Origin of the sequence: Pseudomonas sp. B8(2017) (assembly GCF_002113575.1) — a bacterium.
In the GTDB taxonomy this organism is placed as follows: Bacteria; Pseudomonadota; Gammaproteobacteria; order Pseudomonadales; family Pseudomonadaceae; genus Aquipseudomonas; species Aquipseudomonas putida_Z.
Genome location: NZ_NEIO01000002.1, coordinates 100,456 through 125,273 on the forward strand (window position 1 = coordinate 100,456; position 24,818 = coordinate 125,273).

Genomic DNA, 24,818 nt, shown 5'->3' on the forward strand with positions numbered 1-24,818 from the left:
ATTGATTTTTTTGTTGTTATCGTAGAAAGGAGAATCGAAGGTAGCCAGCAAATGCCCGTCACAGAGCCTTTCCACGACAACGTTGCGGTCTTCACCGATGCCGCACAGGGCCTGGGACTGGCCTGTTCCATGACGCTGGCGGAGGTGGGCGAACTGCGTAATCGCCTCAAGGCATGCAGCCATGTGCCAGTCAACGTCGCCAACACCCGCGCCGACCTGGGCGAAAGCCTGGTCTGGGATGAATGCAGCGGCGCGTTGTACTTCGTCGATATCTCAGGCGGGCGGATCAACCGCCTGACACCCGATGGCGAAGCCGAATGCCTGTACGAATCCGCGGCACGCATCGGCGCGTTGGCGTTGACCGACCAGGGCAACCTGATTTTCACCGAAGACGCCAGCGTGGCCATCTTCGACGTACCGCTGCGCAAGGTACGCCGGCATTCGGTCTCGGTTCACCCACGTTCGACCTACCGTTTCAACGACGGCGCCTGCGACCCGCAGGGCCGCTTCGTAACCGGGCTGATGGACGATGCCCTGAGTGGCAACACCGGGGCGCTGTTCCGCTTTGACGGGCAGTTGAGCGACCAGGTGATCCACGACGACATGGCGTTGCCCACCGGCCTGGCCTGGTCGCAGGATGGCCACACGGTGTACTTCGTCGATTCGGCGGCGCGCTCGATCTACCGCGCCAGGTACCTGGCCGAAGGCCGGCTTGGTGCGGTCACCCTGTTTGCCGAAACCCCTGCCGAACTGGGGCGCCCGGACGGCCTTGCGCTGGACCGCGAAGGCGGCCTGTGGGTGTGCCAGTACCATGGCAGTTGCCTGCTGCGCTATGACAGCAACGGCCACCTGACCGACCAGGTGCTGATGCCAGTGCCGTGCCCCACCAGTTGCTGCTTTGGCGGGGCGGGGATGAACACCTTGTTCATCAGTACCGCGCGCTTCGGCATGAGTGCCGAAGACCTGCACCATTACCCCGACGCTGGCGACCTGTATGCCATCAGCCCGGAAATTGGCGGCATCGCCCGCCACACCTTCAAGGAATGAGCTTTTGCGCCTGGCTGGCCGGTAGCACGGCCAGTTCGCCAAAGCGCTGTGCCGCGTCGATGTAGCGCAATGCCGACTTGGCGTCTTTCCAGCCCACATAGCTCATCAGCGCCTTCAACTCCCAACCGTTGGCCGTGGCCCAGGTGGCGAAGCCACGGCGCAGCGAGTGGCCGGTATACAGCGCCGTCGGTACCCCGGCGCGTTCCAGCATGCGCCGCAGCAGGCCGACCAGGCTGTTGCTGTTGAGCGCGGTGTCGCCGAGGTTGCCCCAGCGGTCGAGCTTGCGGAACACCGGCCCATGGGCGATGCCGGCGACTTCCAGCCATTGCAGGTAGGCCGTGACCGGGCACAAGGCCTTGAGGGCCGGGGTGCGGTGTTGTATGCCCAGGGCCTCGCGGTCACCTTTGCTGCGCGGCAGGAACAGGGTGATGCCGACACCAGCCTCGGCCTGGATGTGCTCCACGCGCAGGCGTGCCAGTTCATCACCCCGAAAACCGCGCCAGAAGCCCAGCAACAGCAGCGCAGCGTCGCGACGCGCCCGGCGCAGGGTGGCCAGGTCATGCTGTTCCCGGGCCAGGCGGGCTTCTTCTTCGAAACATTCCACTGCGCTTTGCAGGTGCTGCAGCAACAGCGGCGCGGCCTGCCTGGGCGGTGTCGGGTGCAAGGTGCGGATGCCGCGCAGCACCTGGCGCACCAGCGGCGCCTTGGTCGGGTCGGGGAAACCTTGGGCGACGTGCCATTGGCTGAGCGCCGCCAGGCGCTGGCGCAGGGTGCTGACGGCATGCTGGTCGGCGTGGTCGGCCAGGTAGCGGGCGATGCTCTCGGCCGTGGCCGGCAGAAAACCGCCCCAGTGGGTTTCGAAATGCTCGATGGCGGCCTGGTAGCTGCGCCGGGTGTTGTCACGGGTGGCGGCGCGGAGGTAGCGCTCGATGTCGGTCATGGTGCGGGGGCGAGTGGATGATGGGCACACGATAAACCGAAATGGGTTGCCTGTCCTGGCTGCGATGCTGGCGGGATTGTCGGGGGCGCTTTGCGCCCCTTTCGCGACACAAGGCCGCTCCCACAGGGTTGCGCTGCCTGCAGGTCCAGCGCTGTACCTGTGGGAGCGGCCTTGTGTCGCGATGGGCTGCGAAGCAGCCCCAATCTGGCTTGCGTTACACGCAGGCCTTGTCCTCGACACCGTTGAAGAGCGGGTAGTCACGCAACTGCGCCGGCGACAGCGGCCGGCTGAAGTGGTAGCCCTGGGCGATATCGCAGCCGGCAAGCTTCAGGCACACCACTTGTTCGCGGGTTTCCACGCCTTCGGCCACCACTTCCAGGCCCAGGCGTTTGGCAAGGATGATGGTGGACGACACGATCGGGCTGTCGTCGTGGCTGTTGGACAGCGGCGCAATCAGCGAGCGGTCGATCTTCAGTTTGCTCAGCGGCAGCGAGTGCAGGTGGGCGAAGCCGGCGTAGCCGCGGCCGAAATCGTCCAGGCTGATGCCCAGGCCAGCGTCGCGCAGGGTGTGCAGGTGCGCCACCGCCGTGCCTTCGGGGTCGAGGATGGTGGTTTCGGTGATTTCCAGCTCCAGCTGCTGCGGGGCGATGGCGTACTGCTGCAGTTTGCTCAATAGCCGTGCAGCGAAGTCCGCCTGGCGTAGCTGCAGGGCGGATACATTGACCGCCAGCCGAGTCTCCCGGCCCTGGGCGTGCCAACCCGACAAGGCCTCGCAGGCCAGGCGCAGCACCTCCCAGCCCAGTTCGACAATGAAACCGCTGCGCTCGGCAAGGTCAATGAACCGGTCCGGGTACAGCAGGCCGAACTCGGGGTGGTCCCAGCGCACCAGCGCTTCGTAGCCCAGCACCTGCTGGGTGTCGAGGCGGATCTGTGGCTGGTAGTGCAGCACGAACTGGCGCTCGGCCAGGGCGCTGCCGAAGGCCTGTTCGAGGGTGAAGGCGTGGATGTCGGCCAGGTTCAGCGACGGGTCGAAGAAACGGTACTGGGCGCGCCCGGCCTGCTTGGCCGAGTACATCGCGGCATCGGCACTGCGGATCAGGCTGTCGATGTCCTGGCCATCGCGCGGGCAGATGCTCACGCCCACGCTGGGGCTGGTGTTGACCTCCTGGCCGTCCAGCGCGTAGGTGGCCGACAGCTTCTGCACCAGTACACGGACCCAGGCATTGATCTGTTCCTCGCTGCGCTCGCCGGCCAGCAGCACCACGAACTCGTCGCCACCAAAGCGCGAAGCCTCGTCGCCTGGCTCCAGCAGACGCTGGATACGCCCGGCCACGGCCTGCAGCAGCAGGTCGCCGATCTTGTGCCCGAGCGAGTCGTTGATCGACTTGAAACGGTCCATATCGATGAACAGGATCGCCATCAGCCGGCGCTTGCCGCGTTGCCGGGTCAGCGCCTGGCTGGCCACCTCGACGAACTGGCGCCGGTTGTGCAGGCCGCTGAGGTGGTCGGTGGCCGCGGCATGGCTGCTGCGCCGGTGTTCGTCCTCGAGGCGGCCGATCAACTGCTGGTTGACCTGCTGCGCCTGTTCCAGCGCGTTGAAGGCCTCCTGGCGCTTGCGCAACAGGCGCAAGGTCCACAGCAGGCTGGCGAGGATCATCAGGGTCATGCTCAGGTTCAGCCAGAACTGCCGGGAATAGGCCAGCGTCGAAGGCGCGAGGATTTCGTCCTGGCGCTGGCTGACCACCACGCTGAAACCCCGCTCGGGCAGGCGCCGGTACAGGCTCTGGTACGGGTCGCCGGCTGCGTACTGGGTCAGCATGCCTGCTTCACTGCCGCTGTCCGGCAGCCCGGGCAGCAGGGCGTCGCCGGCCACCACCACGCCGCTGCTATCGATGCGCAACCGCTCCAGGCCGTCATCCTGCAGCAGGCGCACCAGCCCGCTGCTGCCCAGGTCGATGTGCTGTAGCAGCACCGCCAGGTAGCCGATATCCAGCTGCACCACCAGGATATTGTCGATTTCGCGGCCGGGCAGGTTGGTCAGCGGCAGCAGGAAGGGCAGGTGCCAGTTGGGCAGGGTGGCCGGTTGGCCGGCGGGCTGCACGCTGGGCAGGAACGGTTTGAAACCGTAGCGGGCAACGTGCCGCTGCAGCTGGCGCAACCAGTCTTCGGGCAGCTCGGCGGCTTCGTCGGCATGGCTGGCCGACAACAGCCGGCCTTGCCGGTCGTACAGGCTCATGCGCTTGAAGACCGGGTCTTCGGCAAGCATCCGCGCCAGGCTTGCGCTGCCCTGGCGCAGCACCTTCATGTCGTCCTGGGTGACCCGGCCCACGGCCTGGGCACGATCCACCAGCTGGCGCAGGCTTTCGCCGACGATACTGGCCAGGTTCAGGTGCTCGGCGGCCTTGGCCGACAGCGCGTCCTGGCGGGCGGCGGCCTTCTGCGAAACGTGCAGCCCCCAGAGAAAGGCCAGGGTGGCTGCACAGAGCATCAGGATCAGCAGCCGCAGAAGGCTGGCGGATGAAAGCGAACGGCGAATCACTGCTGATAGTTCCCGACCCTGGGTGATGGTCGAAAAATACGACAGTAAGATGACAGCCTAATGACTAATGGCTAATTGCCTCTAAGGATTTCCCTTATCGGCCAGCGGCGTCTGCAGGCGCGCGGTTTCTTCCTCCATGTAGCTCATCAGCGCGCTGACTTCGGTATCGCCCAGGCGCATGTTGGGCATGGCCACGCGGTTGTATTGTTCGTACAGCAGCATGGCCAAGGGGTCTTTCTGGGCCAGCATCAGGTCGGGCTCCTTCAGCCAGCGGGTCAGCCAGCTGGCATCACGCTGGCGGGTCACGCCCAGCAGGTCGGGGCCGATGCCGGGCTGCCCTGGTTCGGCGTTGCCCAGGGTGTGGCAGGACGAGCAACGGGTACGGAACAGCTGCTCGCCACTGCTGGGGGCGCGCACCTCGGGAGCCTGCGCGTAGTCGTTGGCCATGGCGCTGGCCTGTTTCCAGTTGTGCAGGCTGTTGCCCAGGCGGTCGGCGAGGATGTACGGGCTTTCGAAGGGCGAGGCTTTCATCCAGCGGCCGGTGGCCTGGTTGCCGATGATCAGGCTGAGGTTGTGGTCTTTTGAGCGGCCGTTTTCCAGGCCATCGATGTACAGGCCCAGGCTGCGGCGCAATTGTTCGATATCGGCTGGCTCGCCGGTGAGCAGCGTCCAGCCGGGGCCGATACCGAACTTTTCGGCGTAGCGCTTGAGGGTGGCGGGGGTGTCGTTGTAGGGGTCGATGCTGATGGAGTAGAGGAAGATGTCCTTGCCGACCCGGTCACCGAGGATTTTCTGCACCTGGCGCAGGCGGGCGGTTTCCACCGGGCAGGAATCGGAACAGCCGGTGAAGATGAAGTTGATGGCGACGACCTTGTCCTTGATCAGGTCGTCGAAGAAATGCACCTTTTCACCGTCCTGGGTGAGCAGCGGGATGTTGGGGAAGTAGTCGGCACCCCAGGGCGTTGCAGCTTCCTCGGCCACGGGTTGCTGCGGTTGCAGCGGCCAGAACGGGATGCTGGCGGCGAACAGCGAGAGCACTAGCAGGAAACGCCATGAGCCGGACATGATGCGGTCCTCGTCGATAACGGGATCGGGGCTGCCATGCAGCCCATCGCCGGCTAGCCAGCTCCCACAGGGACTGCACATGGCTTGCCTGCGATGGGCCGCATGGCGGCCCCCGCTTTACCCTCACTTGTATCTGACTGGCGCGGTCACGCTCTGCCCCAGCGCCGACTTCACGGTCACCGTCGCCGGCGTGGCCGGGCCGTAGCCGGACGTGGTTGCCACCAACCGCCAGCTGGCACCGCTGCCCGTGGCGGTCATCGTGGCGGTGCCCAGGTTCACCGGGCCGCCGGTAGTGGCCGCGGCCACAGTGATGCTGTTGCCCGTGGCCACCGAGGTAGTGCCAGCAATTTCCCAGGTGAAACGGTTGCTGCTGAGCACCTGTACCGTGGCACTGGTGACCTGGATCTGGTCGACCACCGCTGCCGAGCCTACCGCGATGCTGACCGTGGCCGGTGCTACCGATTCGGCGCCCTTGGCGTCACGCGCCGAGTAGTTGAAGCTGGCGGTGAACGGCGTGGTGACAGTGGCCGGCGGGGTGTAGGTCACCTTGGTGCCATCGGTGCTGGTATTGCCTTGGCCGGAGTCCGGCTGGCTGAGGCCGACGACGGTCAGCGGCAGGTTGCCTTCCGGGTCGGTATCGTTGGCCAGCACGTTCAGGGTGATCGGCTTGCCGGCCGTGGTAGCCGCGCTGTCGTTGGCCGCGACTGGCGGTTTGTTGGCCGCGTCGTCGTCGTCATGGTCTTTGGTGCGGAAGGTCGGCAGGCCAACCGAAGCGACGTACTCCACGCCATCCCAGCCTGGCAGCGGGGTCGGCATCACCTGGAACTGGCCTGGGTGCTCCAGGTCCCAGCGCAGCAGCATCGACGAGTCTTCATGCTGGGTGTTGTGGCAGTGTTCCATGTAGGTACCGGCAAACTCGCGGAAGCGGATCGCCACTTCCACTTCTTCCGAAGAATCGATGTCCGGCCCGATGCGATACACGTCCTTGCGCGCCCATTTTTCCCATTCTGGCGGTGCCTTGCCGTCGCGGCTGAGCACCACACCTTCCTCGAAGTGCACATGCACCGGGTGGCTCCAGCCATTGCCGCCGTTGATGATCTTCCACACTTCCAGGGTACCGTCGCCGCTGAAGCCGGCATCGGTGGACTGCTGGGCCAGCTGTGGCGCCGCGCTGATGCGCCGTGGGTCCATGCTGTAGCCAAAGCCGCCATCGGTCTTGATGGTCCAGGGCTGGGTGTCGGTGCCGTCGGAGCGACCGAAGATGAACTCGCGGTGGCGGGCAGCCTTGAGTTTGGCCTGGTCGGTGGCAGAGTTGCGGTCGATCGGCAGCGGCAGCATCTTCATGCCTGCGGCCTTGCCCGGTTTGGCCGGTTCATAGGCTGCCGGGTTCATGCTCAGGTCCTGGCCGCTGTAGGGCTGTACCACAAGCTGCAGGAACTTGCCGATCCCCGGGTCGCCGTTTTCCCAGCGTGGGCCTTTGCTGGTCTGCTTGATCACTGGCTTGTACTTTTCCGACAGCACGTCGGCCAGCGAGATGGCGCCTTCCGGGCCCTTGCCGCTCTGGTGTTCCTCAAGGTTGACGAAGTACAGCTTGTCGCCGACCTTGATGCCGTTCTTGGCGAAGTTGATGATGATGTCGTAGCGCTCGGCGATGCCTTGCAGCGGCAGGATACCGTTGTTGTCCTGCAGGTTGCCGTCACCGTTGAGGTCCATCGTCCCGTCGAACGGCACGGTGTGTTCCATGATGTTGCCGTCGTTGGCGATCATGTGGAACGGCACCCGCGCATACGACAGGTTGGAGCCGGTCGGGCCTTTGAACTCGCCACTGGTACCGGCAATTTCACGCACCACGGCGAACTTGAAGTAGCGCGACACCGAGCCATTGAGGATACGGAAGCGGTAGCTGCGCGCGCGTACCTTGAGCGTGGGCCGGTACTGCCAGTTGACCAGTATCTGGTCGCCGAGGAAGCCGTCGGTGTTGAACGGGTTGAACCACAGCTGGCCGTTGGCATCCCAGGCCTTGTCGGCGATCACCAGGTTGACGTCGTAGTCGCGGTTGCCCCACGGCATGCCCGAACCGCTGGGGAAACGCAGGTTGACGCCATCCTGCAGGGCCTCGTTGCCGCGGTCCAGGGCACTGTAGTAGTTCATCATCACGGCGTTGCCTTTGTAGACGTTCTGCGCCGTGAAATCCAGCATGTGGTCGTGGAACCAGTGGGTGCTCATGGTTTCGCGCCAGTCACCACGGATCTTGATGCTGCCGTTCTGGCAGGTTTTCAGGCCTGGCGAGGCGTCATTGACGAACAGGGTTTCACCCGGCGAGCAGGGGAACGCCGCGCGCGGGTCCTGGGCGCGGGTGTTGATAGTGTCGTAACCAGCCAGTTGCAACGGCCAGCGGTAATCGTAGTACTGCCCAGGGAAGAAGTAGGCGTTGGCGAAGCCGTCGCTCTCGGCTGGTGAGTGGCCGTTGTGCTCGTGAGTGGAAAGGGTGTGCAGGCCAAAGCCGTTGTTGGCCGCAGGGTCGATCGGCAGGGCGTTGTAATGGCGCATCAGGATCGGCTGGCCATAGCGCACCATCAGCAACTTGGGTGGGAAGGTGCCGTCGAAGGTCCATACCGATTTGTGGTTTTGCAGGGGCATCTTCGGATGGAAGCGGGTGTCGATGCCCTTGGTGGTGCCCAGCGTGTTCGGGATGTCAGAGGTCTGGTAGTACAGGCCGCCCGGGGCGAACTCGCCAACTGCATAGTTGTGCAGTTGCTTGCGGTCACGCAGGCCGAGGTTGATGCGCGCGCCGGCCTGGGCGGTCTTGAAGCCCGCCTGCGGGTAGAACTCGTTCCAGCGCTGGTGCGACCAGCCTTTTCCTGGTGGCCGGCCTTCCGCCGGGGAGCCGACCGGCTGGCGGTTGAGGAACATCTCGATCTGCGCCTTCCACGGGTTGCGGTCGAGCACGTTGGAATACTGGGTCGGGAAGGGGTACAGGCCCGGCTGTTTGAGGAAGGCTTCCAGGGCCGTGCCGCTAGGGCCGCTGCGCGCCACCACGTTGGGGTCCTGCGCCGGTGCTGCGCCCAGGGTGGGCACCGGGAAGGTCAGGGGCGGCTGCGGCAACGTGGGGTCGAGTTTCTCCGTGCCGAACTCCTCGAACAGCAGTAGCTGCTGGGTAAACGGCAATGCCCCGAACAGCGGGCTGGGCTTGCCATTGGTGGGGTATTTGTTGTCGGTTTGCAGGGCCGGTGGCAACACGTTGTTGGCGCGTACCGTGTCGCGGTCGCCATACACGCCATTGGTCAGCTCCAGCGAACCTTGGTTGGCCGGCGGCATGTTGAACAGGTCCAGCAAGGCCTGGGTCGGGTCGGCTGGCTGGTCGGTGTAGGCCGACGGGTCGGTCGGCGGTGGCATGCTGTTGTCGTCGAGGGGAGCGGCGGTAGCCGTGACCAGCCCGAGGCCGAGCATCAGCGTGGTGAGGGTGGACAGCTGGAATGCATGCCTGGCAGGGTGGATCACGGCAGGTGTTTTCATTGCCTTATGCCTCGCTCGCGGCCTTATGGCTTTCAGCCATCAGTGGCGTTTTGCCCGTTTCTGGGGCTGGAGCAACGGCTGTGCCAACCCAAATTCGAGGAATGTGTTTCTAAACAAATCCTTGTGGCGCCTGATGTGCGCTAAATGCCATTGCGTCAAAAATGGGTGAGGGGCCCCACTAGTGGGTCACCCATTGCCCACAGATTGGGTGGTGACAGCAGCGGCGCCCTGGGGTATACCTGAGCGCCACCAAGGGGAGCCCGGCATCGGGCTGAGAAACCGCTGGATGCTGCAGCGCGGTGACCCTTCGAACCTGATCCGGATCATGCCGGCGAAGGGATGGGACTTGAAACCTGCCTTTTTGCCGGCCTCACTGCGAGGCCCGTCCATGCCAACCATCGCGGTCTCGCTGTCACCCCCATCAAGGACAGCAACATGACCGAACGCTTCAGCCAGTCCCTGCGCCGCCGCAGCGAGCCGACCTGGTCGGCGGCCGTTGGCCACCGCTTCGTCACCCAATTGTGCGACGGCAGCCTGCCGGACCCGATCATGGTCGACTACCTGGTGCAGGACCACCGCTTCCTCGACAGCTTCCTGACCCTGCTGGGCGCGGCCATCGCCACCGCCGACACCTTCGAGGCGCGCCTGCGCTTCGGGCGCTTTGCCGGGATGATCTCCAGTGACGAGAACACCTACTTCCTGCGCGCCTTCGAGGCCCTGGGGGTAAGCCCCGCGCAACGCAGCGAACCGGCCGACACTGTGCCAACCGCAGGCTTCAAGGCGATCATGCGCGAAGCGGCGGCCACCCGGTCCTATGCGGCCGCGCTGGCGGTGCTCAACGTCGCCGAAGGCCTGTACCTGGACTGGGCGCTGAAGGCGCCAAAGCCGATGCCGGACAACTTCGTCCACGCCGAATGGATCACCCTGCACGACAACCCGGCATTCCAGGACTTCGTTGCCTTCCTGCAAGCCGAACTCGACCGCGTCGGCCCGCAGGAAGCCGCGCTGGCGGCTGACTTCTACCAGCGCACCGTGGCGCTGGAGCTGGCCTTCTTCGATGCCGTCTACCCGGAGGACAAATGAGCATGGATATCTTCGACCGCCTCAAGGCTGCCGCCACGCCGCAGTGGAACAGCTATGTCGACCACGAATTCGTGCGCCAGATGGGCGAGGGTACGCTGAGCGAAGCCGCCTTCCGCACCTATCTGGTACAGGATTACCTGTTCCTTATCCAGTTCGCCCGCGCCTGGGCGCTGGCCGCCTACAAGAGCCGACGCCCGGCCGACATCCGCGCCGCGCAGGCCGGGTTGGCGGCGATTCTGGATGAAACCGAGCTGCACTTGCGCCTGTGCGCACGCTGGGGCCTGACCCAGGCTGATATCGAGGCCGCGCCAGAACACCAGGCCACGGTTGCCTATACCCGCTATGTGCTGGACTGCGGTGCCGCGGGTGACCTGCTGGAGTTGCATGTGGCCTTGGCGCCTTGCGTGATCGGCTACGCCGAGATTGGCCGGGCGTTGTCCGAGCGCATTGGCGATCTGAGCAATCACCCGTACCGCGAGTGGATCGCCGAGTATGCCGGTGAAGGCTACCAGGGTGTCGCCACCGCGGCGCGCAAGCATCTGGACGAGCTGGCAGCGCGGAGCATGACCGAGCAACGGTTTGCTGAACTGGTGGGGATTTTCGGCCAGGCGTCCAGCCTGGAGGCGGACTTCTGGCAGATGGGGTTGGACGGAGCCTGATTTGCTGCCTGCGCCGGCCCTATCGCCGGCAAGCCAGCTCCCACAGGTACTGCGCAGACTTCAGGGCTGTGGTTTACCTGTGGGAGCTGGCTTGCCGGCGATAGGGCCAGTAGCAAATACCACAACGCTTGGGCCACTATGCTGGTAGGGCCACCCGCAAAGCCCAGGGAGAAGCATCATGAACATCATCAACGCACGCCTGCGCGGCAAGCCCGGCCTGTTCCGCATCGAGCTCAGCGGCGAACGCATCGCCGCCATCGTGCCCCAGGCCGAAGGGGTGGCGACGCGCGCTGCCGATGACCTGGATGCCGTGCAAAACCTGGTGGTAGCGCCCTTCATCGAACCGCACATCCACCTGGACGCCACGCTGACCGCCGGCGAGCCGCGCTGGAACATGAGCGGCACCCTGTTCGAAGGCATCGAGTGCTGGGCCGAGCGCAAGGCGATCACCACCCACGACGACATCAAGAACCGCGCGAAAAAGACCATCGGCATGCTGGTGGAGCATGGCATCCAGCATGTGCGTACCCATGTCGATGTCACCGACCCCACCTTGACTGCGCTCAAGGCCATGGTCGAAGTGCGTGACGAAGTGCGCCACCTGCTCGACCTGCAGATCGTCGCCTTCCCCCAGGAGGGTATCGAGTCTTATGCCAATGGCCGGGCGCTGATGGCCGAAGCGGTTGCCATCGGTGCCGATGTGGTTGGCGGCATCCCGCATTTCGAGAACACCCGCGACCAGGGCGTATCGTCGGTCAAGTTCCTGATGGACCTGGCCGAGCGTGCCGGCTGCCTGGTGGACGTGCATTGCGACGAGACCGACGACCCGCAGTCGCGCTTCCTTGAAGTGCTGGCCGAAGAGGCGCGGGTGCGCGGCATGGGGGCCCGGGTGACAGCCAGCCATACCGTGGCCATGGGCTCGTACGACAATGCCTACTGCTACAAGCTGTTCCGCCTGCTCAAGCAGTCGGGTATCAATTTCGTGTCCTGCCCGACCGAGAGCATTCACCTGCAAGGGCGTTTCGACAACTACCCGAAACGCCGCGGCGTCACCCGCGTGGCCGAGCTTGACCGGACCGGGATGAACGTGTGCTTTGGCCAGGATTCCATCGTCGACCCTTGGTACCCGCTGGGCAATGGCAACATCCTGCGTATTCTCGAGGCCGGCCTGCACATCTGCCACATGCTTGGCTACGAAGACCTGCAGCGCTGCCTGGACCTGATCACCGACAACAGCGCCCGCACCCTGAACCTGGGCGAGCGCTACGGTATCGAAGTGGGGCGGCCGGCCAACCTGTTGCTGCTGTCGGCGCCGGACGATTACGAAATGGTGCGCAGCCAGGGGCATGCGCTGGTGTCGGTACGCAACGGCAAGGTGCTGATGCGTAGAACGCCTGCCAGGGTCGAACACTACACCTGACGCTCCCTGCGTCAGCTTTTGCAGCGCCCCGCCGGCTTGAAGCCGAGCGGGGCGTTTTGCTGTCTGGCGTACTGTTTTATTCCCTTGCGCGGCGTTCATGAACCACTTACATGCGATAAGCCGTGATTATTCCACCATAGGAAATGTTTGCATGGGCAATGACCTTTCTCCATAATTGGTACGTAATTACATGGTACATAACACGGTACAAAATCGTAGGAGCAAGCATGGCCCGGGGCGGTATCAACAAGGTTGTAGTGCAGCAGGCGCGTCAGGCGCTGATTGCCCGGGGCGAGAACCCCAGCATCGATGCCATACGTATCGAACTGGGCAACACCGGCTCCAAGACCACGATTCACCGCTACCTGAAAGAGTTGAACGGTCAGCAGCCTGTGGCCGCCGAGGGCGGCATTGCGCTGAGCGACGTGCTGAGCCGAATGGTCGGGCAGCTGGCAACCCAGTTGCAGGACGAGGCCGACCTGAAGATCGAGCAGGCCGAAAGCGCCTTCACTCGACAGCGCGAACAACTGGAGGCGCAACTGGCGATTGCCCAGCAGGCACTGGCTGCGGCGCATCAGCAGCATCAGATTGACGCGGCCGCGCTGGCGGCCGAATCGGAGAAATTGCTCTCCACCCAAAGCACCCTTCAAGCCGAACAGCTGCGCAGTGCCAGCCTCAACCAGTCGCTGGGCGAGCTGCAGGTGCGCCTGGCCGACAAGGACGAGCAGGTCAAGTCACTGGAAGACAAGCACCGTCATGCCCGCGACGCGCTGGAGCATTACCGCAACGCCAGCCGCGAACAGCGTGAACAGGAACAGCGCCGCCACGAGGCGCAGCTGCAACAGTTGCAGGTGGAGGTGCGTCAGCTGCAGCAAGGCTTGATCGTCAAGCAGGACGAGCTGACCCGCCTGCACCGCGACAACGAGCGTTTGCTGGGTGAGCATCGCCAGGCTGCCAGCGCCTGCAGGGCGCAGGATGAATTGCTGGAACAGCGTGATGCACAGATCCAGGGCTTGCGCACGATCCTGGCCCAGGCGCAGGGTGCCAGCGAGGAAATGCGTCGGCAGCTGGATGTACAGGCACAGAGCCTGGAGGCCAGGCGCGACTTGTGCACGGAACAGGCTCGCCAACTGCAGCAACTCGAGGAGCAACTGAAGCAACGTGATGCAGCGTTGGTTCAATGCCGTGCCCAGCTAGCGGTGGATACAGATTAATCAAACTTTTCCTGACCGGTGATTTCTTCCCTAGACACTCACCGGAGATAGCCTCATGCCTGAACCACAACAGCCAGAAAAACATCCCCAAGGGCCCCATTCGTCCGAGCAGGCGAACAAACGCCAGGACTTGGGTTTCGACCCCGATTCGCCAGATGTGGAGGATCCGCAAGTCGACCCTCAAGGGCCTGCCAAGCCACCGCGGGACGTCGAAAAATCCCCGTGAAGGTGGCATTTGTCGCAAAGGGGCCGCTCAGCGGCCCCCGCGATCAACACGGTACTGCTTGGGGCGGGCTGTCTTGAGCCCTTGGCCAGGAAAGCTACGCTCGCTTGACTCAGGGCTCTGCCTTCCTGGCTGCCTCCACGCCCGCAGCCGAGAGCTTGATGGGGTAGTTCACGCTGATCTGATGGTCGCTGCTCACCGCCACGCTGCCATCCTGGATCAAGCCGGCCTCCTGCAGCGTCTTGAGCATGCCGGCCACGGCTTTCTCGCCCCGGTAGTTGTCCAGCACTTCCTTGCCCAGCCCCTGGGGATGAGCGTGCAGCAGGCGAGTCAGCACTTCGGCTTTCAATGCATCGTTACTCATGGCGGGCCTCACTTGCCGTGTTTGGCCTGAAGCGCCTTGGCATGCTCCAGATGCTGTTCTAGCTTGGGCAGGGTTTCGCTGGCAAAGGCCTTCAATTCAGCCTTGTCAGAAGATGCCGCTTCCTTCTTGAACAACTCCACCGCCTTTTCGTGAGCGTCGACCTGGTTGTTGACGTAGGACTTGTCAAACGACTCCTCCCGCCATTCCAGGATCATTTTCTTGACCTTGTCGGTTATTGCCGCCTCATCGGGTACGGATATATCGAGCTTGCGAGCGATGTCGCCGAGTTTCTGATTGGCCTGGGTGTGGTCGGTGACCATCTGCTGGGCGAAGGTCTTGATTTCGGCATTCTGAGTTTTTTCCAGAGCCAGCTTGCCAGTGACCACTTCGGCAATACCGGCCTCGGTGGCCGCTTCGACGAAGTCATCGGAACTCGCCGCCATCGCGTGTACCGATGCCAGGCCCAACACCATCGAAAAACCGACGCGCTTGATGAAGAGACTGCTCATGCTTCACTCCTTAAACCGTGGCGCGACCTCAGTGTCGCGTACGGTTGAGGGTGAATGGGCGGCAAAGGTTTAATCTTTTTCCTGGCCGGCTGCGCCCAGGTGGTGCTGAACTATAGTGAAAGGCGGCGAACGCGGTATGGCTAGGGATTTCAATGTGTGCAGCCAGGAAACAGGATGAAGACGGGTTCTTCGCGATAACAGGCGAGGGCCGCGCCGTGGCGCTGTTCCGCCTGGTACTGGCGTTCATGCTGGTGGTGATGCTGGCCTTCGTCGTGGTGGAAGGCTGGCGTATCTGGCGCGACTACCGGCACGCCTTCACCAACGCCGAAAACATGGTCACCAACCTGGCCCGGGCCACGGCGCAGCATGCCGAAGACGCCATCCGCCAGGTCGACGCAATTACCGCGGCGCTGGCCGAGCGCCTGGAAGGCGACGGCTTCGAGCACATCGACCGGCCGCGTCTGCATACCTTGCTGGTGCAGCAGAAAAGCATCATGCCGCAGTTGCACGGGTTGTTCGTGTATGGCCCGGATGGCAGCTGGATCGTGACCGACCAGGCGGCAGTCCCGCCCAATGCCAACAATGCCGACCGCGACTACTTCATCTACCACCGCGACCATACCGACCGTGGGGTACACATCGGTTCGGTGGTGCGCAGCCGTTCCACTGGCGACCTGATCATCCCCATTTCACGGCGCCTGCAATATGCCGATGGCAGCTTCGCCGGGGTGTTGCTGGGAACCATCAAGGTGGAGTGGTTCGTGCGCTACTACGGCGACTTCAAGATCGATGAACGTGGCGCGCTGGTGCTGGCCAAGCGCGACGGCACCATCCTGGTACGGCGGCCGTTCGTCGAGCAGGTGGTGGGCCGCAGCCTGAGCAGCAGCGAGATCTTCCGCAAGCACCTGCCGTATGCAAGCGAAGGGGTGGCCGAGGCGGTCGCCGTGGTGGACGGCACGCCACGGCTGTATGGCTTTCGCGCGCTGGGCAGCTACCCGTTGGTGGTGGAGGCGGGCTTGTCGCGGGAGTCGATCGTTGCGCCCTGGCGGCACGATGCGATCAAGTCGGTGGCGGTCTTGCTGCTTTTACTGGTGGGGCTGGCGGCCTTTGGTGGCGTGGTGTTGCGCCAGTTGCGCGAGCGTATCGTCATCGAGCGGGCGCTGCACCAGGCACACCAGACCCTGAAGGCCCTGGCACTGACCGACAGCCTGACCGGCCTGGGTAACCGTCGGCGGCTGGATGCAGTGTTCGAGCCGGAGCTGCGCCGGGCGCGACGCCAAGGCTATCCGCTGGCGCTGGTGATGCTCGACCTGGATTACTTCAAGGCCTACAACGACCGTTACGGGCACCCCGCGGGCGACCAGTGTCTGCGGCGCTTTGCCGAGGTGCTGCAGCAGGCACTGAAGCGGCCGGCCGACCTGGCTGTACGCTATGGCGGCGAGGAGTTCACATTGCTGCTGCCTGATACCGATGTTCGCGGGGCGGAACTGCTGATGCAGGAAGTGCAACAGCTGTTGCGTCGGCAGCCGCTGGAGCATGCGGGCAGCCCACTGGGGCGGGTGTCGTTCAGTGCGGGGATTGCCGTGGGTGACCTGGCGCGGGAGGGAGTGACGGCCGAGCGCCTGATGGCGGCAGCGGATGCGGCGCTGTACCAGGCCAAGCGCCAGGGGCGGGATGGGTATCGTGTGGCAGAAAGTTCGGTGGTGGGTGTAGATGAATGAAGGCCCCGGGTTGCCTGTACCGGCCCCATCGCCGGCAAGCCAGCTCCCACGGGTAATGTGCATCTCTTTGGCACGGCGCGGTCCCTGTGGGAGCTGGCTTGCCGGCGATGGGCTGCAAAGCAGCCCCGGGGTCTAATTATCTACGCCAAGGCGCATCGCACAACGGCCCGCAAGCCCATGGGCACGCTCGTCGGCCAGAATCTGCTGCAAGCGTGCATCCAGCAGCCCCTCATCAATCACCTCGAACCCCAACCGCGCATAGAACGGCGCATTCCACGGCACATCGGCAAAGGTGGTCAAGGTCAGCTCCCGCGCCCCCGCCTGACGCGCCGCATCGACCACCTGCTGCAGCAGCTTGCGCCCGACACCTTGCCCCTGAGCCTCCCGGCGCACCGAAATTTCATGAAGATGCAGCGCCTGATCCTCGAACCGGACACAGGCAAACCCCAGAATGCGCCCATCCGCCCCCTCGGCCACCCAGCTACCGCCAGCTTCGACAAATGCCTGATGGGTGCCGCAGTCCATCACATCTCCTTGCGCCAGCCATGTCAGAGCCGGCCGGGCGGCAAAAGCCTGGGCCGCCGAGCGCTCGACGTCCGGGAGCCATTGAATATCGCGCTCAAGGGTAGGGCGGATGCGCATCAATCTGTCCTTTTCAAGTTTTGTACGTCCTGGTCTGCCGCCAGCACCTGCGGCTGCAATTGCAGCGCACCGAGCTTACACCTTTCGTCAACCGGTCACGCCTGCATGGAAAAAAACGCCGGCAATCGGTACCCTTGCGCCTTCCCTCGCCATCCCCCGGACCGTTCCATGCTGTTCAATCTCGCCGTGCTGTTCGGCACCTTGGTGGCCATGGAGGGCGTTGGCACGCTGGCTCACAAGTACATCATGCATGGCTGGGGCTGGTGGCTGCACCGCTCGCACCATGAGCCGCAACTGGGCATGCTCGAAACCAATGACCTGTACCTGGTGGCCCTGGGGCTGATTGCCACGCTGCTGGTGGCCCTGGGCAAGGGTGGTTATGCGCCCTTGCAGTGGGTGGGCGGCGGGGTGGCGGGGTATGGCGTGCTGTATGTCGTGGCTCACGACGGGTTCTTTCATCGGCACTGGCCACGCAAGCCACGGCCGGTCAACCGCTACCTCAAGCGTTTGCATCGCGCGCACCGGTTGCATCACGCGGTGAAGGGGCGCACGGGGAGTGTGTCGTTCGGGTTTTTCTATGCACCGCCGTTGAAGGTGCTGAAACAGCAGTTGCGGCGTAAGCGCAGCCAGTTGTAAAAACCTGTACCGGCCCTATCGCCGGCAAGCCGGCTCCCACAAGGACAGCGCCAGCCTTCAGCCCTGCACCGTACCTGTGGGAGCTGGCTTGCCGGCGATAGGGCCACAGGCGGCACCTTCAATTGACGGTTTCACCCTTGGGCTGCGCCGCCACATGCCCGCGGCTCACCCACCAGCCAAACGCCGCCGCGGTGAAGAACATGATCAGGCTGTACAGCGCCGCCGGCACCGCCATGGTGGCGTTGTTCAGCAGCGAAGGGCTCAATGCCAGGGCAATCGCCAAGGTGCCATTGTGGATGCCGATCTCCATGCCGATGGCAATCGCCTGGCGCTTGGGAATGTTCAACAGGCGCGGCACCCAGTAGCCCACGCTCAGGCTCAGCAGGTTGAACAGCAGCGCGGCCAGGCCCACCACCGGCGCGTACGCAACCACGGTCTGCCAGTCCTTGGCCAGCGCCAGGACGATGGTGAACGCCAGGAACAACGCGGCCACCAGCTTCATCGGCTTCTCCATGCGCGCGGCAAAAGCGGGTGCGAAGCGGCGAACCAGCATGCCCAGCGCCACCGGTAGCAGGACGATGGCGAACACCTGCATCACCTTGGCAAATTGCAGCGGTATGGCCTGGTCCGATGCCATGAACCAGCTCAGCGACAGGTTCACCAGCAGTGGCATGGTCAGGATCGCGATCAGCGAGTTGACCGCCGTCAGGGTGATATTCAACGCCACATCGCCATGGGCCAGGTGGCTGAAAAGGTTCGCCGTGGTGCCTCCAGGCGAGGCGGCCAGCAGCATCAACCCCACCGCCAGGGCCGACTCCAGGCCAAAGCCGTTGGCAATCACGAAGCACACCAGCGGCAGCAGCAGGATCTGGCAAATCAGGCCTACCACCACCGGCTTGGGGTATTTCACCACGCGGGCGAAGTCGGCCAGGGTCAGCGATAACCCGAGGCCGAGCATGATGATGCCCAGGGCCAGCGGCAGAAAGGCGGTGAGCAAAGGTGAGGCTGTCATGGGCGGTCTCTCGGGCGAAGGATCCCGAGCAGTGTAGGTCGGCACTGATTGATAGCTAATTGCAAAGCGCCAGCCCTTGGTAACCGTTTGTTACCAAGCGCAGCGGCCAGCGAGGCTGTATGCCGCGTTGCAGTAGGCCTGCAGGCGCAGTAGCATTCCGGTTTTTACCGAGGATTAGCCTGTCATGCCGTTCCAGCAAGGTCTGCTTGCCACCCCGGTGCCGGCCCACGCCCGTCACCTGTTCTTCACCCTGCAGTCGCCCGAGGCCCTGCCTGCTGCCCTGGATGCCTTGCTGCCGCAGGTCGATGGCGAACAGCTGATCCTGGGTGTCGGCGCCCCGCTGGCCAAGGCCCTGGGCCGTGAAGTACCTGGCTTGCGCGCCTTCCCGCAGCTGGATGCTGCAGTGGAGAACCCCAGCACCCAACACGCCCTGTGGCTGTGGCTGCGCGGCAACGAGCGCGGCGACTTGCTGCTGCGGGCCCAGGCCCTGGAGCTGGCATTGGCACCGGCCCTGCGCCTGGCCGACAGCGTCGACGGCTTCCTGCACCGTGGCGGCCATGACCTGACCGGCTATGAGGACGGCACCGAAAACCCGGTGGACGAAGAGGCCGTGCAAGCGGCCATTGGCGCCGATGGCTCCAGCTTTGCCGCGTTCCAGTTGTGGAAGCACGACCTGGAGTACTTCAAGTCGCTGCCCCAGGCCGACCAGGACAACATCATCGGCCGCCGCCTCAGCGACAACGAAGAGCTCGACGACGCCCCCGAGTCCGCCCACGTCAAGCGCACGGCCCAGGAAAGCTTCGAACCAGAAGCGTTCATCGTCCGTCGTTCGGTGGCTTGGGCAGACCAACGTGGCGCTGGCCTGGCCTTCGTGGCCCTGGGCCACAGCTTCGATGCGTTCGAGGTGCAGCTGCGGCGCATGAGCGGCCTGGAGGACGGTATCATCGACGGCCTGTACCGCTTCAGCCGGCCACTGACCGGTGGATACTACTGGTGCCCGCCCATGAGCGAGACGGGTGTCGACCTGAGCCTGCTGCTGCAAGCCTGATCGCTAAACATCCAGATACAGAAACACCGGACGCAGCGGGGTACAGCGGCTAGCCTTGAAAGTTTCCGCTTCGTGACGGGAGCTTTTCCATGTACGCACGTCGTGATGTCCTACGTGCGGGTGCTACCTTGGGCTTGCTGGCCGCCAGCCCCTGGTTGCACGCCGCTGCCCCGGCGGGCTTGCTGACCCGCAACGTGCCGAGCACCGGTGAAGCGCTGCCGGTGATCGGTGCCGGTACCTCCGGCAGTTTCGAAGTGCAAGCCGGTTCGGCCCAGTACCAGCAGCTGAAAGTTGTACTGAAGGCGTTCTTCGAAGGCGGTGGCCGGGTCATCGACACCTCGCCCAACTACGGCGGCGCCGACAGCATTCTCGGCGAGCTGCTGGAAGAGGGCGGTTGGCACCGGCAATGCTTCATCGCCACCAAGATCGCCGCCGACAGCCGGGCAGACGCCGAAGCGCAATGGGCCGGCAGCCTCGAGAGCCTGCGCACCGACAAGGTCGACTTGCTGCAGATCCACAACCTGCGCAACTGGCAGACCCAACTGCCCTATGCCCGCGAGTTGAAGCAGCAGGGCAAGACCCGCTATGTCGGCATCACCCATTACCTGAACAGTGGCCAGGACGAGGTCGCCCGCATCGTGCGCAGCGAACCGCTGGACTTCATCCAGATCAACTACTCGGTCAATGCCCCCGACGCCGCCCGCGAACTGCTGCCGCTGTGCCAGGACAAGGGCGTCGCCGTGCTGATCAACCGGGCATTCGACGATGGTCGCCTGTTCGCCCGGGTGAAGGACCAGGCCTTGCCCGGCTGGGCCGCAGAGGCGGGTATCGGCAGCTGGGCGCAGCTGTTTCTCAAGTTCGCCATCAGTCACCCGGCGGTGACCACGGTCATCCCCGCGACCAGCCGACCCGAGCGCCAACTTGACCAGCTCAAGGCCGGGCATGGGCCGTTGCTGACCCAGGCGCAGCAACAGGCGCTGATCAAGCAGTTTGCCTGACACCATGGCAGCCTGGCGGCGGCGCCTGGACCAGGGGCTGAACATCCAGCCCGGCGAAGGGCCGGCGGTGATCGCCGGTTTGCTGCTGTTCTACCTGTTGTTCACTGGCTATTTCATGCTGCGCCCGGTGCGCGAAACCATGGGCGTTGCCGGTGGCGTGGACAACCTGCAATGGCTGTTCACCGGCACCTTCATCGCCACCCTGGCGTGCCTGCCGTTGTTTGGCTGGCTGGCCTCCAAGGTGCAGCGCCGGTACATCCTGCCCTGGACCTACGGCTTCTTCGCCAGCAACCTGCTGCTGTTCGCCGTGCTGTTCGCCCGCAATCCGGAAGCTTCGTGGACGGCACGGGCCTTCTACATCTGGTTGTCGGTGTTCAACCTGCTGAGCATCTCGCTGGCCTGGAGCGTGCTCGCCGACCTGTTTTCCACCGCGCAAGGCAAGCGCCTGTTCGGCCTGTTGGCGGCCGGGGCCAGCCTGGGTGGGCTCAGTGGCCCCATCCTGGGCACGCTGCTGGTGGCGCCGCTGGGCCATGCCGGGTTGCTGGTGCTGGCCGCGGCGTTGCTGCTGGGCAGCATCGGCGCCACGTTGTACCTGCAACGCTGGCGAACGCGGCATCCACTGCCGGCGCAAGCCGAGCGGGCAGGTTCCCGGCCACTGGGCGGCAACCCGTTTGCCGGTGCCACTGCCGTACTGCGCTCGCCCTACCTGCTGGGCATTGCCCTGTTCGTGGTGTTGCTCGCCAGTGTCAGCACCTTCCTGTATTTCGAACAGGCGCGCATCGTCAGCGAAACCTTCACCGACCGTACCCGGCAAACCCAAGTGTTCGGCCTGATCGACACCGTGGTACAGGCCTTGGCCATCCTCACCCAGGTGTTCCTCACCGGGCGCCTGGCCCGCCGCCTGGGTGTGGGCGTGCTGCTGGTGGCGGTGCCGCTGGTGATGGCTGCGGGCTTCCTGTGGCTGGCACTGGCCCCGGTTTTCGCCGTGTTCGTGGTGGTGATGGTGGTGCGCCGGGCCGGTGAGTACGCGCTGGTGCGACCGGGGCGGGAGATGCTGTTCACCGTGCTGCCCGCCGAGGACAAGTACAAGGCCAAGAACTTCATCGACACCGTGGTCTACCGCGGCGGTGACGCGCTCAGCGGCTGGGTCAAGCGGGGGCTGGATGTGATGGGCGAGTACCCGCAACTGGCGATGTTGATCGGTACGCTGATTGCTCTGGGCTGGGCGATGACCGGAGGTTTGCTGGGAAGGCGACAGGCACGCCTGGATACCACATCGCGCGACTGACAGGCGCGCCAAATATGCTGATGCCGCTTATTTAATGCCGTTGGTCCGAACGCTTCGCATTAAACCGAATCCGCCGAAATGACCGAACTCCCAACTGGTGTACGGCAGGTAATGCCGTGCATTCCGAAGTCATACGAGGTTTAAGACCATGGCCAACAAAGAGAACAGCCGCACCGGCAACCAGCAAGGCAGCCAAGGTGGCAACAAGAACCCGGGCAACTTTGCCAATGACCGCGAAAAAGCCTCCGAAGCTGGGCGCAAGGGCGGCCAGCAATCCGGTGGTGGCCGTACCAGCGAATCGGGCCGCAAGGGCGGCCGTTCGTAAGTGAGGCTACGCAGTGCCCGGGTGATCGGGCACTGCGATTCTGCACATGAGGAGAACCCCATGCGATTGATCCCTCTCATAGCGCTGGTGGGCACGCTTGGCTTGCTGGGTGGCTGTTTCGACCGGGACAACGACCACCCGGCAAAGGATGCCGACCAAAGCAAACCTTCGCTGCAGATGCAGCAACCCGACGACAAACCTGCTCCCCAACCTGCGCCGGACCCCGAGCCGATGCCTGGCCAGAAACCCAGCCAATAAAACGCGGACAAGGACTACGGCATGACGGTAATGACCCGCAAGACCGGCGCGGTGATACCGGCTTCGGCAAATGGGCCAAGCCTGAAGGAGCGTTACCACAAGTTGCTCGTGGCCCACGACACCACGAGCGCGGCGTGGCTGAGCGAACAATTGGCACGCGCGCAGCGTTTGCCGGATGACCTGCCTGCCGACCCTGCTCAGCTGGAAGCCTGGAGCGCTAGCCATGCAAGCCAGGTGGCCGAGGCCTATGCCAGTTACCTCGAGCAACGCCGCCAAGGCGCGCCGCGGCGCTATTTTGCCAACCGCGCCCAGGCGTTGTGGTTCCTGCAACAAGTGGCGCCCACCAAGGCAGTGGACGGGGCATGGCTGCACAGTACCTTGCGACAGTGGGGCGATCCGCGCTATCACGGCCTGATTCGCACCTACCTGGAAGAACTGGGCGGCGGTGATCCGCGCTGCAACCATGTGCTGATCTACCAACGGCTGTTGAGCCGGCTGGGTTGCCTGGGTATGCCAGAACTGGACGACCAGCGTTACCTGCAGGGCGCCTTGCAGTTAGCATTGGGGCGCCACGGCGATGATTTTCTTCCCGAGCTGATCGGCTACAACCTGGGCTATGAACAACCACCGTTGCATCTGCTGATCACCACCTACGAACTGGCGGAATTGGGCATCGATGGCCATTATTTCCAGCTTCACGTGACCATCGACAACGCGGCCAGCGGGCATGCGCATCTGTCCATCCAGGCGCTACGCCAACTCTGCCCGGCCGACGAAGCTGGCCAGTTCTACCAGCGGGTGCGCAGTGGGTACCGCTTGAACGACCTGGGGCTTGATACACCCAGCCTGATCAGCAGCTTCGATCTTGAATCCGAATTGCTGTCGGCACTGGAGTACAAGCGCAATTTTGGCCAGTTCATGCATTCCGACCATTGCCGCCTGCAAAAGCGTACCGTCAACCAATGGCTGGCCGAACCCGGCGCCATGCCCGCGTTTCTGCAGGCCCTGCAGGCGCAGGGCTGGATCCGCCGTGGTGAAGCACCCGCCAACAGCCGCTGGTGGGGGCTCATCGACGGCCCCTCGGCACCGATGTATGGCGTGTTCACAGCGTATGAAAAACAACTATGGTACGACTGGATCGCGGCAGGTTGGCAAGCCCGGGGGCGCCGCGTGCTGCCTGGCAGCTGGGAGGTGCAAGTGCAATCGGATGATGCGCTTTCGACTCCTGCCGCGGACGCCGATATCGAGACGTTGATCGACACGATGTCCGGTAACCGCCATGCAACACCGGAAGGCTTGCTGGCCACTCGGCGCTATATGCGTGCTACCGGCCTTGTTCAGGAGATGACCCGCTGATGCTGCTCGATCCGCAACAGATCCAGGCTGACCAGGCAATGCTGCAACTGGGCAGGCGCCTGCGCGCCGACGGCTACCGCTTCACCTGCGTCACCCCGGCAACCCATGCTCGCGTGAATGCGCGCCCGGAAGCCGGGCAGGCCAGGACAGTGCGCGATGTGTTCGGCTGGAACCGTCCGTTCCGTTCGTCACTGGTTTCTGCCGATGAGCTGGATCAGATGCGGCAGGCCCAGGTACTCGAGGAGCACGGTGATTTGCTGATCAGCAGGGTGCGCTGGTCCACGCTCGACGACCTGCTGCTGGTGCACTCTGCGTACCCCACCCAACAATCCGACGCGGTGTTTTTCGGCCCCGACAGTTACCGTTTCGCCCAGGTCATCCATGATCACCTGCAACGCACGCCGAAGCGTGTCGAGCATGCCGTGGATATCGGTTGCGGCACGGGTGTCGGCGCCTTGCTGATTGCCCGGGCGGCTCCCCATGCCCAGGTCAGCGCCGTGGATATCAACCCGCTCGCGCTGCGTTACACCGCGATCAACGCGGCATTGGCGGGCCTGAGCAATGTGTCCGTGGAGCCAAGTGACCTGCTCGGCGGCATTACCGGGCTGTTCGACCTTATCGTTGCCAACCCGCCGTACATGCTCGATGCCAGCGAACGTACCTATCGGCATGGCGGCGGTTCGCTCGGCGCGCAGCTTTCGCTGCGGATCGTCGAACAAGCCTGTGAGCGGCTCGGCTCGGGGGGCTCGCTACTGTTGTATACCGGCGTGGCGGTCGTCGAGGGCCGGGACGCCTTGCTCGAAGCCATTCGCCTGCGCCTGGCGGGCCCGGCATGGTCCTGGGTGTATCGGGAAATCGACCCGGACGTGTTCGGCGAGCAACTGAACGAACCCGGTTACGAGCAGGTCGAGCGCATCGCTGCGGTGGTGCTCACAGTTACCCGCAACAGCTGAGG

Annotated in this window: 22 protein-coding genes, 1 pseudogene and 1 riboswitch; of the genes and pseudogenes, 15 read left to right on the forward strand and 8 right to left on the reverse strand. The window is 64.1% G+C overall.

Annotation, left to right across the window (positions count from 1 at the left end; genetic code table 11):
- The first annotated feature begins 129 nt into the window (after positions 1-129).
- Positions 130-1,047, forward strand: coding sequence for an SMP-30/gluconolactonase/LRE family protein (locus CAG22_RS03940; protein ID WP_256582412.1), 918 nt, complete (start codon positions 130-132; stop codon positions 1,045-1,047).
- On the opposite strand, the gene CAG22_RS03945 is transcribed toward CAG22_RS03940, so the two are convergent.
- The 4 genes from CAG22_RS03945 to CAG22_RS03960 all read right to left on the reverse strand — a co-directional run bounded on the left by CAG22_RS03945 (position 1,037) and on the right by CAG22_RS03960 (position 9,107).
- A complete protein-coding gene (locus CAG22_RS03945; protein ID WP_085704492.1) occupies positions 1,037-1,987 on the reverse strand; it encodes a site-specific integrase in 951 nt (316 codons plus the stop codon). The genes CAG22_RS03940 and CAG22_RS03945 overlap by 11 nt on opposite strands.
- 214 nt (positions 1,988-2,201) lie before the next feature.
- The gene (locus CAG22_RS03950) at positions 2,202-4,526 is read right to left on the reverse strand and encodes a bifunctional diguanylate cyclase/phosphodiesterase (protein ID WP_085692575.1); all 2,325 of its coding nucleotides are present in this window, start codon (positions 4,524-4,526) and stop codon (positions 2,202-2,204) included.
- Between the two features lie 81 nt (positions 4,527-4,607).
- A complete protein-coding gene (locus CAG22_RS03955) occupies positions 4,608-5,591 on the reverse strand; it encodes an SCO family protein (protein WP_085615673.1) in 984 nt (327 codons plus the stop codon).
- Between the two features lie 123 nt (positions 5,592-5,714).
- Positions 5,715-9,107 carry an Ig-like domain-containing protein gene (locus CAG22_RS03960; RefSeq protein ID WP_085692576.1) on the reverse strand — a complete coding sequence of 1,131 codons (3,393 nt, stop codon included), beginning with the start codon at positions 9,105-9,107 and terminating at the stop codon, positions 5,715-5,717.
- A 242-nt stretch (positions 9,108-9,349) separates the two neighbouring features.
- Positions 9,350-9,464: riboswitch (TPP riboswitch) on the forward strand.
- Between the two features lie 78 nt (positions 9,465-9,542).
- Between CAG22_RS03960 and CAG22_RS03965 the strand changes: the two genes are divergently transcribed.
- From CAG22_RS03965 to CAG22_RS28695, 5 genes are all read left to right on the forward strand, one after another.
- Positions 9,543-10,190, forward strand: a complete 648-nt coding sequence (locus CAG22_RS03965) for a TenA family protein (RefSeq protein WP_085589623.1) — start codon at positions 9,543-9,545, stop codon at positions 10,188-10,190.
- Entirely contained in the window at positions 10,187-10,849 is a 663-nt protein-coding gene (tenA, locus tag CAG22_RS03970; RefSeq protein WP_084785179.1) for a thiaminase II, read from the forward strand. Before CAG22_RS03965 ends, tenA begins: the two co-directional genes overlap by 4 nt.
- A 178-nt stretch (positions 10,850-11,027) precedes the next feature.
- Positions 11,028-12,269, forward strand: a complete 1,242-nt coding sequence (codA, locus tag CAG22_RS03975; RefSeq protein WP_085589625.1) for a cytosine deaminase — start codon at positions 11,028-11,030, stop codon at positions 12,267-12,269.
- Between the two features lie 227 nt (positions 12,270-12,496).
- Complete coding sequence (locus CAG22_RS03980; protein ID WP_085704494.1) at positions 12,497-13,483, forward strand: DNA-binding protein; 987 nt, start codon at positions 12,497-12,499, stop codon at positions 13,481-13,483.
- A 55-nt stretch (positions 13,484-13,538) separates the two neighbouring features.
- The gene (locus tag CAG22_RS28695; protein WP_238066344.1) at positions 13,539-13,709 is read left to right on the forward strand and encodes a DUF6021 family protein; all 171 of its coding nucleotides are present in this window, start codon (positions 13,539-13,541) and stop codon (positions 13,707-13,709) included.
- 109 nt (positions 13,710-13,818) lie between these two features.
- Here CAG22_RS28695 and CAG22_RS03985 read toward each other — a convergent pair whose 3' ends face one another.
- Positions 13,819-14,070 (reverse strand): hypothetical protein, encoded by a 252-nt coding sequence (locus tag CAG22_RS03985; protein ID WP_085704496.1) that lies wholly within the window; start codon positions 14,068-14,070, stop codon positions 13,819-13,821.
- Between the two features lie 8 nt (positions 14,071-14,078).
- Positions 14,079-14,579 (reverse strand): DUF4142 domain-containing protein, encoded by a 501-nt coding sequence (locus tag CAG22_RS03990; RefSeq protein ID WP_085692579.1) that lies wholly within the window; start codon positions 14,577-14,579, stop codon positions 14,079-14,081.
- Between the two features lie 152 nt (positions 14,580-14,731).
- Between CAG22_RS03990 and CAG22_RS03995 the strand changes: the two genes are divergently transcribed.
- Positions 14,732-16,300, forward strand: coding sequence for a sensor domain-containing diguanylate cyclase (locus CAG22_RS03995; RefSeq protein ID WP_085704498.1), 1,569 nt, complete (start codon positions 14,732-14,734; stop codon positions 16,298-16,300).
- A gap of 132 nt (positions 16,301-16,432) precedes the next feature.
- Here CAG22_RS03995 and CAG22_RS04000 read toward each other — a convergent pair whose 3' ends face one another.
- Positions 16,433-16,942 carry a GNAT family N-acetyltransferase gene (locus CAG22_RS04000; RefSeq protein WP_085704500.1) on the reverse strand — a complete coding sequence of 170 codons (510 nt, stop codon included), beginning with the start codon at positions 16,940-16,942 and terminating at the stop codon, positions 16,433-16,435.
- Between the two features lie 168 nt (positions 16,943-17,110).
- Here CAG22_RS04000 and CAG22_RS04005 point away from each other — a divergent pair, with 168 nt between their 5' ends.
- Positions 17,111-17,578, forward strand: coding sequence for a sterol desaturase family protein (locus CAG22_RS04005; RefSeq protein ID WP_085589635.1), 468 nt, complete (start codon positions 17,111-17,113; stop codon positions 17,576-17,578).
- Positions 17,579-17,696: 118 nt separating this feature from the next.
- On the opposite strand, the gene CAG22_RS04010 is transcribed toward CAG22_RS04005, so the two are convergent.
- On the reverse strand, positions 17,697-18,590 hold the full coding sequence (locus tag CAG22_RS04010; protein WP_085589637.1) for a bile acid:sodium symporter family protein: 894 nt from the start codon (positions 18,588-18,590) through the stop codon (positions 17,697-17,699).
- A gap of 184 nt (positions 18,591-18,774) precedes the next feature.
- Between CAG22_RS04010 and CAG22_RS04015 the strand changes: the two genes are divergently transcribed.
- From CAG22_RS04015 to CAG22_RS04045, 7 genes and pseudogenes are all read left to right on the forward strand, one after another.
- A complete protein-coding gene (locus CAG22_RS04015) occupies positions 18,775-19,638 on the forward strand; it encodes a Dyp-type peroxidase (protein WP_085615693.1) in 864 nt (287 codons plus the stop codon).
- A gap of 89 nt (positions 19,639-19,727) precedes the next feature.
- A complete protein-coding gene (locus tag CAG22_RS04020) occupies positions 19,728-20,636 on the forward strand; it encodes an aldo/keto reductase (protein ID WP_085704502.1) in 909 nt (302 codons plus the stop codon).
- 4 nt (positions 20,637-20,640) lie between these two features.
- Positions 20,641-21,924, forward strand: coding sequence for an NTP/NDP exchange transporter (locus CAG22_RS04025; RefSeq protein ID WP_085704504.1), 1,284 nt, complete (start codon positions 20,641-20,643; stop codon positions 21,922-21,924).
- Positions 21,925-22,129: 205 nt separating this feature from the next.
- Positions 22,130-22,249: pseudogene (locus CAG22_RS04030) on the forward strand (general stress protein); the annotation flags it as partial.
- A gap of 60 nt (positions 22,250-22,309) precedes the next feature.
- Positions 22,310-22,507, forward strand: a complete 198-nt coding sequence (locus tag CAG22_RS04035) for a hypothetical protein (RefSeq protein WP_085589645.1) — start codon at positions 22,310-22,312, stop codon at positions 22,505-22,507.
- A gap of 21 nt (positions 22,508-22,528) precedes the next feature.
- A complete protein-coding gene (locus CAG22_RS04040) occupies positions 22,529-23,863 on the forward strand; it encodes an iron-containing redox enzyme family protein (RefSeq protein ID WP_085704506.1) in 1,335 nt (444 codons plus the stop codon).
- Positions 23,863-24,816: a class I SAM-dependent methyltransferase gene (locus tag CAG22_RS04045; RefSeq protein WP_085704508.1), complete on the forward strand. Its 954-nt coding sequence runs from the start codon at positions 23,863-23,865 to the stop codon at positions 24,814-24,816. Before CAG22_RS04040 ends, CAG22_RS04045 begins: the two co-directional genes overlap by 1 nt.
- Positions 24,817-24,818: the final 2 nt, after the last annotated feature.

Bases quoted from the DNA above. Each gene is read 5' to 3' on its own strand.
- CAG22_RS03940 (WP_256582412.1), top strand. From the start codon at position 130: ATGACGCTGGCGGAGGTGGGCGAACTGCGTAATCGCCTCAAGGCATGC.
- CAG22_RS03945 (WP_085704492.1), bottom strand. From the start codon at position 1,987: ATGACCGACATCGAGCGCTACCTCCGCGCCGCCACCCGTGACAACACC.
- CAG22_RS03955 (WP_085615673.1), bottom strand. From the start codon at position 5,591: ATGTCCGGCTCATGGCGTTTCCTGCTAGTGCTCTCGCTGTTCGCCGCC.
- CAG22_RS03960 (WP_085692576.1), bottom strand. From the start codon at position 9,107: ATGAAAACACCTGCCGTGATCCACCCTGCCAGGCATGCATTCCAGCTG.
- CAG22_RS03965 (WP_085589623.1), top strand. From the start codon at position 9,543: ATGACCGAACGCTTCAGCCAGTCCCTGCGCCGCCGCAGCGAGCCGACC.
- tenA (WP_084785179.1), top strand. From the start codon at position 10,187: ATGAGCATGGATATCTTCGACCGCCTCAAGGCTGCCGCCACGCCGCAG.
- codA (WP_085589625.1), top strand. From the start codon at position 11,028: ATGAACATCATCAACGCACGCCTGCGCGGCAAGCCCGGCCTGTTCCGC.
- CAG22_RS03980 (WP_085704494.1), top strand. From the start codon at position 12,497: ATGGCCCGGGGCGGTATCAACAAGGTTGTAGTGCAGCAGGCGCGTCAG.
- CAG22_RS28695 (WP_238066344.1), top strand. From the start codon at position 13,539: ATGCCTGAACCACAACAGCCAGAAAAACATCCCCAAGGGCCCCATTCG.
- CAG22_RS03985 (WP_085704496.1), bottom strand. From the start codon at position 14,070: ATGAGTAACGATGCATTGAAAGCCGAAGTGCTGACTCGCCTGCTGCAC.
- CAG22_RS03990 (WP_085692579.1), bottom strand. From the start codon at position 14,579: ATGAGCAGTCTCTTCATCAAGCGCGTCGGTTTTTCGATGGTGTTGGGC.
- CAG22_RS03995 (WP_085704498.1), top strand. From the start codon at position 14,732: ATGTGTGCAGCCAGGAAACAGGATGAAGACGGGTTCTTCGCGATAACA.
- CAG22_RS04000 (WP_085704500.1), bottom strand. From the start codon at position 16,942: ATGCGCATCCGCCCTACCCTTGAGCGCGATATTCAATGGCTCCCGGAC.
- CAG22_RS04005 (WP_085589635.1), top strand. From the start codon at position 17,111: ATGCTGTTCAATCTCGCCGTGCTGTTCGGCACCTTGGTGGCCATGGAG.
- CAG22_RS04010 (WP_085589637.1), bottom strand. From the start codon at position 18,590: ATGACAGCCTCACCTTTGCTCACCGCCTTTCTGCCGCTGGCCCTGGGC.
- CAG22_RS04015 (WP_085615693.1), top strand. From the start codon at position 18,775: ATGCCGTTCCAGCAAGGTCTGCTTGCCACCCCGGTGCCGGCCCACGCC.
- CAG22_RS04020 (WP_085704502.1), top strand. From the start codon at position 19,728: ATGTACGCACGTCGTGATGTCCTACGTGCGGGTGCTACCTTGGGCTTG.
- CAG22_RS04025 (WP_085704504.1), top strand. From the start codon at position 20,641: ATGGCAGCCTGGCGGCGGCGCCTGGACCAGGGGCTGAACATCCAGCCC.
- CAG22_RS04035 (WP_085589645.1), top strand. From the start codon at position 22,310: ATGCGATTGATCCCTCTCATAGCGCTGGTGGGCACGCTTGGCTTGCTG.
- CAG22_RS04040 (WP_085704506.1), top strand. From the start codon at position 22,529: ATGACGGTAATGACCCGCAAGACCGGCGCGGTGATACCGGCTTCGGCA.
- CAG22_RS04045 (WP_085704508.1), top strand. From the start codon at position 23,863: ATGCTGCTCGATCCGCAACAGATCCAGGCTGACCAGGCAATGCTGCAA.